The sequence below is a fragment of the Paraburkholderia sp. GAS206C genome (assembly GCF_050435645.1).
Classification (GTDB): domain Bacteria; phylum Pseudomonadota; class Gammaproteobacteria; order Burkholderiales; family Burkholderiaceae; genus Paraburkholderia; species Paraburkholderia phenazinium_B.
This window is the reverse complement of sequence record NZ_JBNDKR010000014.1, coordinates 212,102-225,940: the sequence shown is the minus strand read 5'-3', so window position 1 is coordinate 225,940 and position 13,839 is coordinate 212,102. Positions and strand designations below refer to the sequence as shown.

The 13,839-nt window shown below is 61.0% G+C and carries 13 protein-coding genes; 8 read left to right on the top strand and 5 right to left on the bottom strand.

Translation table 11 applies throughout. The features are described from left to right. From ptsP to P3T20_RS33475, 3 genes are all read left to right on the top strand, one after another. Positions 1-1,739: phosphoenolpyruvate--protein phosphotransferase (gene ptsP, locus P3T20_RS33485; RefSeq protein ID WP_429289113.1), on the top strand; the 1,739-nt coding region annotated here is incomplete at its 5' end. Between the two features lie 243 nt (positions 1,740-1,982). Continuing rightward, positions 1,983-2,411 (top strand): YybH family protein, encoded by a 429-nt coding sequence (locus P3T20_RS33480; protein ID WP_074268625.1) that lies wholly within the window; start codon positions 1,983-1,985, stop codon positions 2,409-2,411. Positions 2,412-2,503: 92 nt separating this feature from the next. Further along, on the top strand, positions 2,504-2,761 hold the full coding sequence (locus P3T20_RS33475) for a Type 1 glutamine amidotransferase-like domain-containing protein (protein WP_429289112.1): 258 nt from the start codon (positions 2,504-2,506) through the stop codon (positions 2,759-2,761). Between the two features lie 5 nt (positions 2,762-2,766). On the opposite strand, the gene P3T20_RS33470 is transcribed toward P3T20_RS33475, so the two are convergent. Beyond that, positions 2,767-3,339: a hypothetical protein gene (locus P3T20_RS33470; protein ID WP_429289111.1), complete on the bottom strand. Its 573-nt coding sequence runs from the start codon at positions 3,337-3,339 to the stop codon at positions 2,767-2,769. 97 nt (positions 3,340-3,436) lie between these two features. After that, positions 3,437-4,501, bottom strand: a complete 1,065-nt coding sequence (locus P3T20_RS33465) for an alpha/beta hydrolase family protein (RefSeq protein ID WP_429289110.1) — start codon at positions 4,499-4,501, stop codon at positions 3,437-3,439. A 209-nt stretch (positions 4,502-4,710) separates the two neighbouring features. Here P3T20_RS33465 and P3T20_RS33460 point away from each other — a divergent pair, with 209 nt between their 5' ends. Then, positions 4,711-5,631 (top strand): LysR substrate-binding domain-containing protein, encoded by a 921-nt coding sequence (locus P3T20_RS33460; protein ID WP_429289109.1) that lies wholly within the window; start codon positions 4,711-4,713, stop codon positions 5,629-5,631. A gap of 137 nt (positions 5,632-5,768) precedes the next feature. Beyond that, entirely contained in the window at positions 5,769-7,307 is a 1,539-nt protein-coding gene (locus P3T20_RS33455; protein ID WP_429289108.1) for a DUF4387 family protein, read from the top strand. 25 nt (positions 7,308-7,332) lie between these two features. On the opposite strand, the gene P3T20_RS33450 is transcribed toward P3T20_RS33455, so the two are convergent. Further along, positions 7,333-7,830 (bottom strand): DUF2165 family protein, encoded by a 498-nt coding sequence (locus P3T20_RS33450; protein WP_429289107.1) that lies wholly within the window; start codon positions 7,828-7,830, stop codon positions 7,333-7,335. A 308-nt stretch (positions 7,831-8,138) separates the two neighbouring features. Here P3T20_RS33450 and P3T20_RS33445 point away from each other — a divergent pair, with 308 nt between their 5' ends. The 3 genes from P3T20_RS33445 (at position 8,139) to P3T20_RS33435 (ending at position 10,841) form a co-directional block, all read left to right on the top strand. Next, positions 8,139-9,407: a phthiocerol/phthiodiolone dimycocerosyl transferase family protein gene (locus P3T20_RS33445; RefSeq protein WP_429289106.1), complete on the top strand. Its 1,269-nt coding sequence runs from the start codon at positions 8,139-8,141 to the stop codon at positions 9,405-9,407. 318 nt (positions 9,408-9,725) lie between these two features. Continuing rightward, complete coding sequence (locus P3T20_RS33440) at positions 9,726-10,382, top strand: response regulator transcription factor (RefSeq protein ID WP_074268619.1); 657 nt, start codon at positions 9,726-9,728, stop codon at positions 10,380-10,382. A 132-nt stretch (positions 10,383-10,514) separates the two neighbouring features. Next, positions 10,515-10,841: an HdeA/HdeB family chaperone gene (locus P3T20_RS33435; protein WP_074268618.1), complete on the top strand. Its 327-nt coding sequence runs from the start codon at positions 10,515-10,517 to the stop codon at positions 10,839-10,841. Here P3T20_RS33435 and P3T20_RS33430 read toward each other — a convergent pair. Both P3T20_RS33430 and P3T20_RS33425 read right to left on the bottom strand, forming a co-directional pair. Then, entirely contained in the window at positions 10,804-11,994 is a 1,191-nt protein-coding gene (locus P3T20_RS33430) for an FUSC family protein (protein WP_429289105.1), read from the bottom strand. The genes P3T20_RS33435 and P3T20_RS33430 overlap by 38 nt on opposite strands. An 18-nt stretch (positions 11,995-12,012) precedes the next feature. Then, complete coding sequence (locus tag P3T20_RS33425; protein WP_429289104.1) at positions 12,013-13,614, bottom strand: class I adenylate-forming enzyme family protein; 1,602 nt, start codon at positions 13,612-13,614, stop codon at positions 12,013-12,015. Positions 13,615-13,839 lie beyond the last annotated feature (225 nt).

The following is a 13,839-nucleotide window of genomic DNA, read 5'->3' as shown; positions in this document are numbered from 1 at the left end:
AGCAGGAGCAGGAGCAGGAGCAGGAGCAGGAGCAGGAGCAGGAGCAGGAGCAGGAGCAGGAGCAGGAGCAGGAGCAGGAGCAGGAGCAGGAGCAGAAGCAGGCGCTGGTAGCGGAGGGGACCATCGTCAGCGAGCCGCCAGTGCGTGGCGTGGCGGCGAGCGAAGGTCTGGCATACGGCGAAGCATTCGTCTATTTGCCTGAAGAGTTGCGTGCGGCGCGGCAGTTTATCGAGCCGGATGAAGTGGAGGGGGAGCTGGCCCGCTTCGGCGTAGCGTTCCGCGAAGCGATCGCCGCACTTGATACGCAGTTCGAAACGATGAGCCAGCATGGCGATATCGTCGAGGCATTGACGGACGTCGCTCAAAGCGACGAGTTTTCCGGCGCCGTCAAGGATCGCATCACGTCAGGCTGGGATGCGGCTGCGGCGACGCTGCAGGTGGGCGAAGAACTCTCCGCCGCTTTCCTCGCGATGGACGATGAATATGTGCGCAGCCGTGCCGACGATATCCGCGGCATTGCGCGTCAGGTGGCGTTGCGACTGCTCGGTCGCGATGACGTGAGCCTTGCTTCATTGACCCAGCCCTGTATCGTGCTGGCCTCCGATCTGAGCGCCCTCGATTTCGCGCGCGCTTGTGTCGCTAACATCAAAGGTCTCGTGTGCATCAAGGGGAGCGCGACTTCGCATCTTGCCATCATGGCGCGTGCGCATGGCATCCCGGCAGTGTTGGGTTTACCGGTGTCGGAGGAGCGCCTGCGCGAAGCGGCATTCGTCGCGCTCGACGGCTCGCAGGGGCACGTATGGTTCGATCCGTCGTCCGGGCTGCAGGCGGACTTTGCCGAGCGTATTTCGCAGGACCGTAACCGGCGCGCCGCATTGAGCGTGTATCGCGACGTCGCTCCGGTGACGCGTGACGGCCGGCACATCGAGATTGCCGCGAACCTCGGTTCACTGACGGAGATCGACGCGGCACTCGAAGCCGGCGCGATGGGCGTGGGCCTGTTCCGCACGGAACTGCTGTTTATGGATCGCCGCAGCTTGCCCGACGAGGACGAGCAGTACGGTGTCTATAGCCGGCTTGCGCAGGCTTTTCATCCACGTCCGGTGGTGATCCGTACGCTCGATGTCGGCGGCGACAAGCCGGTGCCCGGCATCGTCTTTCCGCAGGAGGACAATCCGTTCCTCGGTTGGCGTGGCGTGCGCATGTGCCTCGATCGTCCTGATGTGTTCAAACCGCAATTGCGCGCGTTGCTGCGTGCAGCAGCGGTGGGCAATGTGCGCGTGATGTTGCCGATGATCGACGACCTCGATGAAATTCGCGCAGTGAAGACGCTGCTTGCAACCTGCGCACAGGAGCTGTCCCAGGAAGGTGCGACCTACGCGCAGCCAGAACTGGGCATTATGGTCGAGACGCCGGCCGCTGCGCTTACAGCCGACCTGCTGGCGCCCGAGGTGGACTTCTTCTCAATCGGCACGAACGACCTGACGCAGTATGTGATGGCCGTCGATCGCGTCAATCCGAATCTGGTGGCGTTGTACCGGACCGATCATCCGGCGGTGCTGCGTGCGATTGGCATGGTCTGCGAGGCGGCGAAGAAGGCGAACATCAGCGTGGCCGTGTGCGGTGAGGCGGCGGCGCGTCCGGAGATGATTCCGGTTCTGATCGGCCTGGGAGTCAATGAGCTCAGTATGAGTCCGTCGTCGGTGTTGAGGGCAAAGAAGATCGTGAGCGAACTGTAGGGCGCGTGAGCAAGGAAAGTCCATCGCATGTGACGGCGTAAAAATCCAATCGCTCTTTCGAGAGCCGTCAATGTCCAGGCCTGCTGTAAGGTGCCGTTCGTGCAGCCCCGCGAGCGCGGCGCAATTTGCCTGATGCACCTCCAGCTTCCATTACCGAGCGAATATTTTTTTCCGGTAGATGTCGATCCTGCCGTTGGTCGATCGTCGTTGCCTTGAAACCAACGTAACCCGGGAGAAAATACTGTGGACAAAGCCGACAATCCGATCCTGCAGGTTCTTGACGACTACAAAGCTGCGGTATTCGCGAAGAGCGTCGATTCGCTCGTTGCGCTGTACGACCAGGACGTGTCGGTCTTCGACATGTGGGGCGTATGGTCGTACACCGGCATTGCGTCCTGGCGGGAAATGGTGGTGACCTGGTTCGACTCGCTGGGTACGGAACGCGTTATCGTGGATTTCAGCGACACACAAACGACCGTCGTCCAGGACCTCGGCGTTGTCCACACCTTCGTGACATACCAAGCGGTTAATGCCGACGGCGTAGATTTGCGCTCGCTGGACAATCGGATGAGCTTGACGCTCAGGCGGAAGGGCGACGCGTGGAAAATCATCCACGAACACACATCCTCTCCGATCGACTTCGATACGACGAAGGCTATTTTCAAGCGCTGACAGCGCACGTTCGAGGGGCGGCGCCAGGTCGCGCGGGCGCTTCCTGCTCAAGCGTCTGACTTGACTCATGCATAACGGCCAGGAGAGGCATCATGAAATTTCTTCTCACGTCCGCTGGCATCAAAAACCCGAGCATCCACAACGCGCTGGTCGGAGGCGGCGATTCCCTGTATCTGTCTTACTGGATGCAGCAGTCCGGACTAGTGGACCTCTTGCCGTCGCTGCACAATCTGGTCTACGTCGGATTGAGCGCCGGGAGCATGGTGATGGCCTCCAACATCGGCGAGGAATTCGTCCACTGGACTCCACTGTCCGGGGGCGATAGCACGCTCGGAGTGGTGGATTTTTAGCTCGTCTAAGGCGTCGTGACACAGCAAAGCGGCCCACGACAGGCACTCACGCATTCTGTCCTCCGACCCGTTGCGTCAAAGGTCGAGGTGGTGAGGGTCGTCGTCGGCACGCCGAGCGTCCGGTTGAAGACATCGGATACGCTTTCCTGTGGCGTTGGCTTGTCGCCGTACACAAAGATCGCGTTCGGATGCAGACGCGCGAACTCGATGCGTCGCTGCAAGGCCTGCTCGGCTGCGATTTGATCGGCCTGCGCTTGCGCGCGTTGCGCCTGATCGCGCGCCGTAGCGGGATCGAGCAGCTGGTGTTCGGGTGCGATGGGCCGCGACGGCGTATTGCAACTGAGTACTACCGAGGAGCATCCCGGCTCGGCGGGAACTTCGGAGGCAGCAATCGGAGAGGACACTTCGGGAGAGGCAACTTCGGGAGAGGCAACGTCGACACTTGCGGGCGCGGTATCCGGGGTATCGGCAGTATCGGAAGCCTGGCCAAAACACGCGCTGCTCACGCTGAGCAGCATCGCGACGGCTAGCTGTGCCACCGCAGCAGGAGCTTTAATTTGCCTTACAGAGAGCGCCATCCATTTATCCTGTAACGGGTCTATGCAATTCCGACAAGCGCGAGCCTCGACAGTTCGCGGATCGACGCACCGCGAGTGCACAAAGACAGGAAATCGCCTAGCGCAGCGTTGCCTGGAAAAACTGCACCACGTCGGCGTTGAATTGTTCATGGAACGCCGCTCGGTCGAAGCCCGGCAGGCTGTCACAGATTTCCGGCCTCTTCTGCGACAGACGCGCATCGCATGGTGGCAGGAAGTCGTAGTGGCCTGCGTTGGCGACCACATGATATTCGGGCGGCCGGGGCAGGTCGGCGCGTACGGCTTCCTCGTAGTAGGGATGCGGCTGATGACGATCGTTGGCGGCTCGCCAGAGCTGGACGGGGATGTGCACGCTGCTTAACCCGGCGCGTCCGAAGGCAAAACCGAACGCGGGCGCGGCGACGACGGCGGCCTTGATGCGCGGATCGTGAACCCATGCGCCGGCCGGAACATCTGCCTGGAGACGGGGATCGACGCCGGCCTGCTTCAGCGTCGCGCAGAGGTCATGCTCGGGGTGGGCGTCGCAATACGGGGCGATCTGGGTAAGGTCCGGGGTCCCGCCTGCGGCCACGAGCACGGTGAAGCCGCCGTTGGAAAAGCCGAACGCGCCGACACGGGCCGCATTCAGCCGTCCATGCCCATGCCACTCGTCAAGCATGTAGTCGACCAGCAGGTGAAGCTGGGCGGGACGGCGCCACAATTGCAACACCCGGCTCTGGTCATTGAACGTGTCGCCGGCGTGACTGACCGAGGCCACCACGAAGCCCGCATGAGCGAGAGCAAGTGCCGTATCGTAATGGCCGTCGTACCATCCGCCTCCGCCGTGCGACATCGCCACCAGCGGCAGGCGATGACCCGCGATCGGAGCGCCCGGCGCCACAATCTGGGTGACGTTGCCCAAGGCGTGCGGTGTCGCCGGGGTGCCGGTCGGATACCAGATCCCGGCCGTTAGCGGCGGCTCCGCGCCGTTCGCTATCTTGACCTCCTCGAAGCCGACATCGGCGGCGAAGGCAGGCGTGGCAGCCAGGGCAAAAAGAGCGGTGATCACGGCCATTAATCTCACGGCGGTCTCCTTTGTTGGCGTCGACGTCACCCCGACATGCAAAAGACCGCCGCCGGCCAAAGCGCCAGCAACCGTCGGCATTCAGGAAAGCGCCAACAGCGCGGATTGTACGTCGACCGGCAACGCTGTAGACTCGTTGAGCGCCGATCGCTCTGCTTTTCAGGAATCTGCTGCTCATAGCCGACGAGCAAACTCTCCGACCCGAGCCGGCGCGGTTCCGGGCCATGCGGAACAACCACGCGCGAGGCGCGTATGCCTTCATGGCGGCCACTCCGGCGAGGTGCTGCTAGATGAAACTCCGGCAGTTGCGTTATTTCGTGACAATCGTCGATGCCGGCAGTTTCTCGCGCGCGGCACAGGTCGCCCATGTCGCCCAGCCTGCCTTGAGCCAGCAGATCGCCGACCTCGAAGATCAGCTCGGCGTATCGCTGCTGCAGCGCAGCGCTCGCGGCGTGAACGCGACGGCCGCAGGCGAGCGGCTTTACGTGGAGGCGAGTGCGATCCTGCGGCGCGTCGAGCGCTTGCCTGAGGTCGTACGTGGACACGGCGAAGAAGTGGAGGGGTGCGTTTCCATCGGCATGGCTTTTCCTCTCGCCGCGCAGTTGGCGGGGCCGATCATGGCGGCATGCCGCATCGCGTTACCCAAAGTGCGACTGAAGCTTTCGTCCGCCGGCAGCATTCAGTTGGCTACGAGCATTCGCGAACACGCCATCGACCTCGCTGTGCTCTTCGAAGGTGAGCCGTATGCGGGTTGTGTCCGTGTGCCGCTATTCGATCGGCGGCTCTTTCTTCTGCGCCGGGCAAACGGTTCGGTCAGGCCTGGATCGATCACATTTCGCGAACTCGCGGATCTTCCACTCGTATTGCCGCATCAGCCGAACATCGTGCGGCTTGTACTCGATCGGCTGTTCGCAGAGGCAGGAATCGAACCGCATGTCGCGGCTGAAGCCGACGTGAGTGCCGATATGCTCGCCGCCGTACAAGCCGGTGTCGGCGATACCATCTTGCCGCTTGGTGGCACGGACGAACTGCCCGCCAATATTTCCGCGCAAGCCATCGAACCCTCAGTTTCGCTGACGGCCAGCATCGTCTCTTCTGCGGAGACGCCGCTCGCAGCTGCTGGGGAAGCGGTGCGCGATTTCATTGCTGGCTTTGTGAAACAGCACCTGTCCGAGCACCCGGTGCCGGGCGTCGAACCGGCGGGGGAATGATCCGTCGCGAGCTATCGTGGCCGCTTATACCCGCATCGCAAGACAGTATTTTTCCCGCTTTGAAAAATCGCTCAGACTCGAGCCCTGGCATCCTGGAGACGACATGAGGTCGTCCGATGCATGGCGTGAGGTTTGGTGTGGCGAAATTAATCTATCGGGTGGTAGCCACATGCGGCGCATTGGGCGCCGGATTCCCACAGGAATCGCTGCAAAAGGCGCTGGCTGGTGGGCGTATCAACGCTGTGATCGCCGATGCCGGTTCGATGGATGCGAGCCCGTACTACCTTGCCGGCGGTGGCCAATACTTCGAGCGTGATGCGGTCAAAAACGACTTTCGCAAGATGGTCGAAGCCGCAGAACGTATCGCGGCCCCGGTGATTCTCGGTAGCTGCGGGATGGCTGGTGGCGATCGCAATCTCGACTGGATGCTCGGGATCGCCAAAGAGGTATTCGAAGAACTCGACGTGCGTGGTGCGAAAGTGGCTGTCATCCGGTCTGAACTGGATCCGGCCATCGTGATCGACGAAGCGCGCGCCGGGGCATTGCGCCCGCTCGGCGCGGGTCCCGCGCCCGATGAAGCGTCGCTGCGCGAAAGTACGATTGTTGGCCAGATGGGTATCCATCCGCTACTTGCAGCGCTGCATGGCGGCGCGAAATATGTTTTCGCGGGCCGTTCGTGTGGCGCGGCGCTCTTCGCAGCCGATATGCTCCGCCACGGCATTGCGCCGGGGCTTGCGTATCACGTCGGGCACGTGCTCCAGTCCGGCGCGCTCGCTTGCGATCCCGGCTCGTCATCGGACTGTCTTGTAGCGGAGATTTTCGACGACGGCAGCGCGGTCTTTATCGCGCCCGACGAGAACCGTTCCTGTACGCCGTATTCGCTCGCCGCGCATTCGCTCCATGGGCAGGCTCATCCGCAGTTGCAGTTCTATCCTGAAGGCGTGCTCGCGATGGCCAGGACGGAGTTCTTCGCTGTCGGTGCGCGTAGCGCCGGCATTCGCAAGAGCCGCTTTTATCGCACCGGCAAGCCGTGGCCGTTGAGCATCAAGCTCGAGGGCGCGCGTCGCGTGGGTTCGAGAAAGGGGGCGCTGGGCGAGCGCGATGCGACCGATCCGCCCGATGCATATGAATGGACGCTTTATCACCTTCTTCAAAACGAGGACGTCATTCGCAACCGCATGTTTCCTGTTCACTACTACAGCGCAAACGGCCGCGAATGGAGCCGGACAGGGGAGGCTAGAGCAGCGTACTTCGACGTGGGCGAGCCGGCCGGCACGCAAAATCTCGACGACAGGACGCTCTGCGCGATCGAGGACGTGCCGCCATTAGCGATGCCGTCCGGAAGCCGGCGTCTGCTGGACATCGCCCGCGTGATCCGGAGCAGGAACGCAGGGATCAACCGGATGACATTCGACTTGCTGTTCGTATCGAAGGACGCGTACGAGGCGGCGTTGCGCTCGAATTTCTTCTGCGCGCGCAAGGTGGCGGACGAACTCGGCGTCGAGCTGACCTCAATCGTGGGCACTTATTTCGTCGACAACTGCAACGCGATCAAGATTACCGTGGAGCGGCCGATTATTTCGGTCTCGCTCGGGCCCGGTGAACGCGACGAATTCGGCACTCGACAGCAATCCATGCTGGAGCGGCTGATCATTCCAACCTTTGCAGACAGCTAGCAGATCGCTTCACAACAGCGCAAGACTATTCGGCAATATCGTCGTTGCGCAGACTCAAGAAAATCAGCACGAGCGCAAATGTCGCGAAGAACCGGAACGCGCTTTCTTCTCCATTCCACGTAGTGGACATCCACATTCCGAACCATTCGCCTCCCACCGACATGAACGCGACCTGCCACGTCAGGAACCCGAGCGTGAGTCCGGCAATCGCCCATCGCTTCGAGCGGTTGAATGTGCTGTGGTCCGCGCGGCGCGCGCGCCACATGGTGAACGTGCCGATCCAGCAGCACACAGCAGTCACGGTCTCGAGCGCAATGATCAGCACATAACCAGCATTCTGGATGATGGGCGACGTTATCGCGCGATAACCGATCGCACTGCCAGGAAAGATTGTGTCCATGCGGAAGACGTGCTGCACGAACGCGAGGTTGCTGCCGTAATCGGTGAGATTGCCGAAGCTCACAAGCGACGCGAGCAGCGCCATGGACATCACGAGCAGCAGTTTGGAAACACGGGTAGTCACGATGACCTCGCTTTGGCGAAAACGTCCTGTTGAGCCATAGCTTATAACGGCTGATGAACGCTCGTAGACCTGCCGCAAGCCACGCGGCGGCATGCTGCATTTTCCGCGTCGACACTTAGCGGCGAATTATCGGCACCTGGCCCCAGTCGTTCTAATTCCCACCTCATATTCGCGGCCTAGATTGTCTGCGTGATCAGACCGTCGAGCGACGGCTTGGTCCAGAACGCGTAGACGTGGCCAGGAAAATGCCGCCGTCGTCGGAGCGGCCACCCCCAATTTTCATTTGATTTTTTTGCCAGGAGCTCACCATGCAGAGCCTTAACTGCGAACTTACCTACCAAAGCCGGTCACGAGCCGCGAGAAAAATATATCGCCGCGCTTCGCCGACGGAGATGGTCTACATGCAGACGCACACTAATGTGGTGAGCCGGAGCACGATCACCGGCGCGATCAACCGGGAGCAATTTGACGCTGCCGTAGCGTGTCTGGAAGCTCGCTACGGCATTCTCCGTGCGGTCGTCGAGGATGGGCAATTCATGGAGCGGACGGACAACTGGCAGGCAGTCGAATCGTGGTTGTCCGCCGACAGGTGTTCCGCCGACGTCCTGTATGAGAAGTTACTGAATGCCGAGTTGGATACGCGAAAAAAAGTCTACTCTATCCACGTCATTGCCGGCGACGATACGCTCGACGTCTTCATGCTGAGCACCCATGCGGTGACAGACGCGACTTCGCTGGTCGAACTGCATGCCTGTCTTGCTTACATGTGCGATTGCATTGTGCGCGGCATAGCTCCGGCGTTTGAGACACAGCCCTTTCCGAGCCCACTCGACGCGGCCGTGAGTCAAAGCCTGGCTGCGCTTCCTGCAGACCGTATGTGCGACCCCATTGCGTATTCGGGGCGATTTGCGAAGATCCCGCCGCGGGCACGGGTGCGGCAAGATGGAGAGCCTCCGAGGCGACGCCTCGAGCGGACGGTGATCCAGTTCGACGCCATGCAAAGAATTCACGCCGCAGCCCATGCACACGGCTCCTCGGTGCACTCGCTTCTGCTCGCGGCGTTTGCTCTCGCGATTCGTGACGTGGCGGGGGAGCAGCCACGGCAGATGCTGCTGCGATCGAGCGTGGATATGCGCCGCAGGCTTGAACCGCACGCTTCACCGGAGCTCGTGTTTACGGCTATTACTGGACTCATCACACGGATCCCTGATCTGGATCGCCCATTTTTCGACATCGCGAAACTCGTATTTAACGATATCCACGAGGGTGCGGCCAACGGTTCAGTGTTTCATACTTACCTGAATTACCCGAAATTGTTTTGCGGAATGCAACAACCGCCGGTTGCGCTCAATGTCTCCGACATGCAGGCGATCCGATTTCGTTGGCCGACACAGCAGCTGAAAGTGACTGGCTTTGATTATGCGTGTGGCCTGAAGAATTTCCCCAATGTCTCGGTGGCGATTTTCGACGGATTGCTGGTCGCAAGCACCGTGTACTCGGACGAGTTCATCGACCCCGCGGTCATGCGGGCGATCTCGGAAAATGTCGTGAGGCGACTGGAATCCGCCTGCCAGTAAAGGCAGCCCGCGCTCCGCGGGCTGGAAATCGCCAGGGGGAGTGCGAGCTATATGCGCTGCTTATATTGGCATCAGCAGTCGGTATTTTCGCCATTCCCCAAAATCCTGCACACTGCGCCCCGTAGTATCAAGACGACCACTTGTCGTGATTCGATCCAGGGCAAAACCAGGCGCGGGGATGCGCAAGACTCTTCACAAACGTGAATTCAAGGTGATTTAAGCCCAACACAATACGTTATGCGAATCAACAGGGGGATTTCCAGTTTCAATAGCGCGCGACCCACATGGAGCGAACGCTATTCAGAACGGTGGGACATCATGCGAGTTTTACTGGTTGAAGAGGATATTCAGATTGGCGAAAGCCTGCTTCGCGCATTGAAGGATGCGGATTGCAGTGTCGACTGGGTTCGCGACGGCAAGGCCGGCAGCGTGGCCATCAATACGGCCTATTACGCCGTCGTATTGCTCGATCTCGACCTGTCGGGCGCAGGCAGTCTCGATCTGCTACGTTCGTTGCGTGCGGCGGGCAACGACGTCCCTGTGGTGATTCTCACCGCACTAGACGATCTGGAGACGCGTGTGCGCAGTCTTGATGTCGGTGCCGACGATTGTGTACTGAAGCTGATCGAAGTCCGCGAGCTTCTTGCGCGAATCCGGGCGGTATTGCGTCGCAAGGCCGGCTATGCGACCTCGCGGATCGGCGGCGAGTCGCTCAACCTCGATCTCAACAAACGCCTGTTGTGCTGCAACGGCGTAGCGTCGTCGCTCTCTGCGCGCGAATTCGCATTGATGCACGCATTTCTGGAGCGGCCCGGCATGGTCCTGTCGCGCGGCCAGCTCGAAGACCGGCTATACGGATGGGGCAAAGAGGTGGAAAGCAATGCCATCGACGTGCTGATCCACGCGATGCGCAAGAAGTTCGGCCAGTCCCTGATCCGCAACGTGCGTGGAATGGGTTGGACAGTAGTCCATTGAGATTCTTCGGACTGCGACTCATAGCGCGTTAATTCCGGGCTAATTCAGCGGCTTTAAAGTTTGTATCGGGCAATCAGCCTTATCCGGCAACGCCACGAGAAATGCCAATTCAACCCATATATGGAGTGTCCAATGAAATCCGCAAAAATCCTCTCAGTCGTGATCTGTTTAGCCATCCCTCTCGCAGCCAGTGCGCAAGAGTCCAAAGTGAGCCCGGCGAAAATGACCTGTGCGGACTTTACCGCCGTCGACGAGGCATACCGGCCCGCATTGATCTACTGGGTCGCCGGCGTCGACAAGCTCGGTGTCAGGGAAACCGACACCATGGTGATCGATACGGCGCATCCAGTGGGAGAGGCGGTACTCGAGGAGTGCACGAAGGACCCGCAGGCTCCGTTTATGTCGAAAGTCAGGTCCATGATCAAGGCCAAAAAGATTTCGCTGTTCGCGCATCGGTAAGTCGAGTGCCTTTGATCCCGAGCATCACCGCGGCCAACACCACAATCCCGATGACAATTCCCGATAGCCGCATGAGCGCGGGTATCGGATCGGACGACCAGTGGTGATCCTGGACAAACACCATGATGAACGCAATGGTGAATTGACGGCCTACATAGCTTGCTCCTTCGCGTCCCGTCTGCACGTGGCATCCGGCCCACACGCCGATGGACAGCGCGAGCATGCACAACACCGCTTGCCCGTGCATCAGAGGGAGCAGCGCCACACCCAGCACACCGGCCAGCAGGCAGCCGGCTACACGTTGCACCATCTTTTCCATGACCGGCTGCTGTGTTCTGTCTGCCGCCAGACCCGGCGGCACGATCAGGACCGCGATCGCCGTGACCATGGCTTGCGCGAAACCCGGGAGGTGCAGAACATAAGTCAGGGACGCAAGGATGGTGATGGACACTGCGGCCTGCACGCTCAGCAGCATGCGGGCCGGGTGCGTCGATGCTAAAGGGGGTGTTGAAGCTGAAGCGGAAGGTTCGCCGGAGGTGGACCCGGCCGCGTCACGCGCGCTTGACGTCTCCTCTGGTTTCCTGTTCTTCCGGTACCATCTCGGCCCGAAATGGAACACGCTTGCTATCAGCAGGCAAGCCAGCGTCCCAACCGCGACCTCGGCGACGCGCAATGCCGCAAACAACGCGGTCGCCTGGAAGGACTCGAATTTGTGTGCTTCGTACGTCACCATCAGGGCAGTCACTCCGCCCAGAATCCATGCGTAGGCCGCTTTGGACCCGTTGGCCCCATACACCGCGACACCGCCCATCAGTCCTAACGCGGGCACAAACAGCCACGGACGGTCCCCAATCCACGGTCCCATGAGGGTTCCAAGCGCAGCGCCGATCACCGTGCCCATGATGCGATGGGCGGCACGTTGCACGGAACCGGCAAAACTCGTTTGCATGACCGCGAAGCCGCTGATTGCGGCCCACCACGTGTCGGACAGACCCAACGCGTTGGCCAGCGCGACAGAGAGCGCGACGGACAGCACGGCTTCGGCCGCGAACGTCGCGCGCGCTCTGGAAGGCTTCCAGGCCGCCAGTTCACGCCCGAGCGCGAAGGCAGCCGTGCGGCAGAGTTGGGCAAGGGTGCCGATGAGCCTCATCATCTTCCAATGAACAAGGGGTCACGTCAGGCGAAACGCCTCATTATCCTCCACCGGTTCTTGCACGGTATGAAGCGGAGCTACCCGGAACGGGACGCGGCCCGATCGCAGGTCTTCCTGCAGGATCATCCCGATTGCGGTGCGGTCTGCTTTGCCCTGTTCAGTCAGCGGCACGCGATCGGTTACGACGATGCGAATCCGGTTTGCGACCAAAGCACCGAACTCGGTTTTGAGCCGATGCAGGCATCGCGCGACGTCGAGCTGCCCGGCAGCCCACGGTACGACCAGCGCGTTCCAGACGTATTTGCCGCCAGCGTTGCTTGCCGTCAGCGCTACGGCATAGCGAATGTCAGGGCAGCGGCATAGGACATCCTCGATGTGGGTTGGGGCAATCGTCAGTCCATCGATTTTCGCGACGTCGGCCGCGCGGCCGAGGACGTGCAGATTACCAGCCTCGTCGATAAATCCGACGTCGCCGGTCAGGCACCAGCCACCCTGAAACTTTTGTGCTTCCTCGACGGGTTGATGGTAGTAACCATCCGCCATACCGGCCGACCTGACTTCCATGGTGCCGCACTGTCCCGCACGCGCTAACGTTCCATCGCCGCGACGCAAACGCACCTCGACGCCGGGCCGGATACGCCCCGCACAATCCAGCAGGTCCGGATTCTTTTCGTATGCGGAGGGGGGCAGAATGCTGACGAGCCCGGTTTCGCTCGCCCCGTACATATGGGTGAGCACCGGACCGAGCCGCGCAATCGCACGTTGCCGCAATGCCGCAGGCGCCGATCCGCCGATGTGCGCAATCGAGCGTAGCGACGACAGATCGCGCCGGGAGACGTCCGGGTGGTCCATTGTTTCGAACAGTTGAGGCTCGACCAGCAGCACGTCGGTGATGCGCTCCGATTCGATCGTCGCGAGCGTCTCTGCGGGATCGTAGCGAGGCTTCAGCACGACCGTACCGCCGCCGATGAGCGTGGTATCGACGAGCACTTGCGACAGGTAGGCGAGCGGGCCATTGACCAGTTGTCGCCGGTCTTTGTCGTTGGCCGTGCCGACCATCTTCGAATACGTGGCGAAGGACCGCCGGCTGCATTTGGGGACCCCCGTCGTGCCGCCCGAAGAGACGACTACCGCGAGGTCATCCGGCCTCGGTTGTCTGCGCAGCGGCAGATCTGATTGCACTCGCGCGAGTCGGTCCAGCGATGAAGACGCAAAGCCCACGCCGACGAAGACCACGTGGCCATCGACCGCATCGGGAATGAGGTGAGCGGTTTCCGGGAAGAGAACGAGGAGCGTGGGTCGTACGCGGGCTAGCATCGCTGTGCGCTTGCCGGCATTCACCGACGCCGGCAGGAACATCGTAGCCGCGCCCAGGAGGTTTGCTGCGTAGCGAATCGCCAGCGCGTCCGGGCAATTGGGTGCGAGCATTGCAATCAGGGCGCCGCGGTCGACGCCCAGCGCCGCGAGCGCCCGCGCATAGCGAAAGATGGCGCTTCGCAGCGTTCCGCCCGTGACGTCGTGATCGAGATAGCGCAACACCGCTCGATCAGATTGTTTTTCCAGTTGATCGAGCAAGACGTCAACATAGGAGAGAAAGGATAAATTCCGGCCGCTTTCCATGATCGCTCCGCTGGGTGAGGTGTGATTCGATACGCGAATCAGTCTGTGGAGTGACGCATTGTGGGTTCGGAAAATGAGAGGGGAATTAGCTCATGGGCGGCGGGATCGGTTGCAGCGCAGCTCGAGCTGTCGCAGACCGCCGTTTTGCGACCAGCGTTTCGAGCAGACGCGTTAGCGTGATGAAGCGCTCGTTTCGGCCCGCGGGCAACAACTGATTCGCCGTTG

Excerpts from the sequence above, each read along its gene's own strand:
- P3T20_RS33475 (WP_429289112.1), top strand. The coding sequence starts at position 2,504 with ATGAAATTTCTTCTCACGTCCGCTGGCATCAAAAACCCGAGCATCCAC.
- P3T20_RS33470 (WP_429289111.1), bottom strand. The coding sequence starts at position 3,339 with ATGGCGCTCTCTGTAAGGCAAATTAAAGCTCCTGCTGCGGTGGCACAG.
- P3T20_RS33465 (WP_429289110.1), bottom strand. The coding sequence starts at position 4,501 with ATGCCGACGGTTGCTGGCGCTTTGGCCGGCGGCGGTCTTTTGCATGTC.
- P3T20_RS33460 (WP_429289109.1), top strand. The coding sequence starts at position 4,711 with ATGAAACTCCGGCAGTTGCGTTATTTCGTGACAATCGTCGATGCCGGC.
- P3T20_RS33445 (WP_429289106.1), top strand. The coding sequence starts at position 8,139 with ATGCAGAGCCTTAACTGCGAACTTACCTACCAAAGCCGGTCACGAGCC.
- P3T20_RS33440 (WP_074268619.1), top strand. The coding sequence starts at position 9,726 with ATGCGAGTTTTACTGGTTGAAGAGGATATTCAGATTGGCGAAAGCCTG.
- P3T20_RS33435 (WP_074268618.1), top strand. The coding sequence starts at position 10,515 with ATGAAATCCGCAAAAATCCTCTCAGTCGTGATCTGTTTAGCCATCCCT.
- P3T20_RS33430 (WP_429289105.1), bottom strand. The coding sequence starts at position 11,994 with ATGATGAGGCTCATCGGCACCCTTGCCCAACTCTGCCGCACGGCTGCC.
- P3T20_RS33425 (WP_429289104.1), bottom strand. The coding sequence starts at position 13,614 with ATGGAAAGCGGCCGGAATTTATCCTTTCTCTCCTATGTTGACGTCTTG.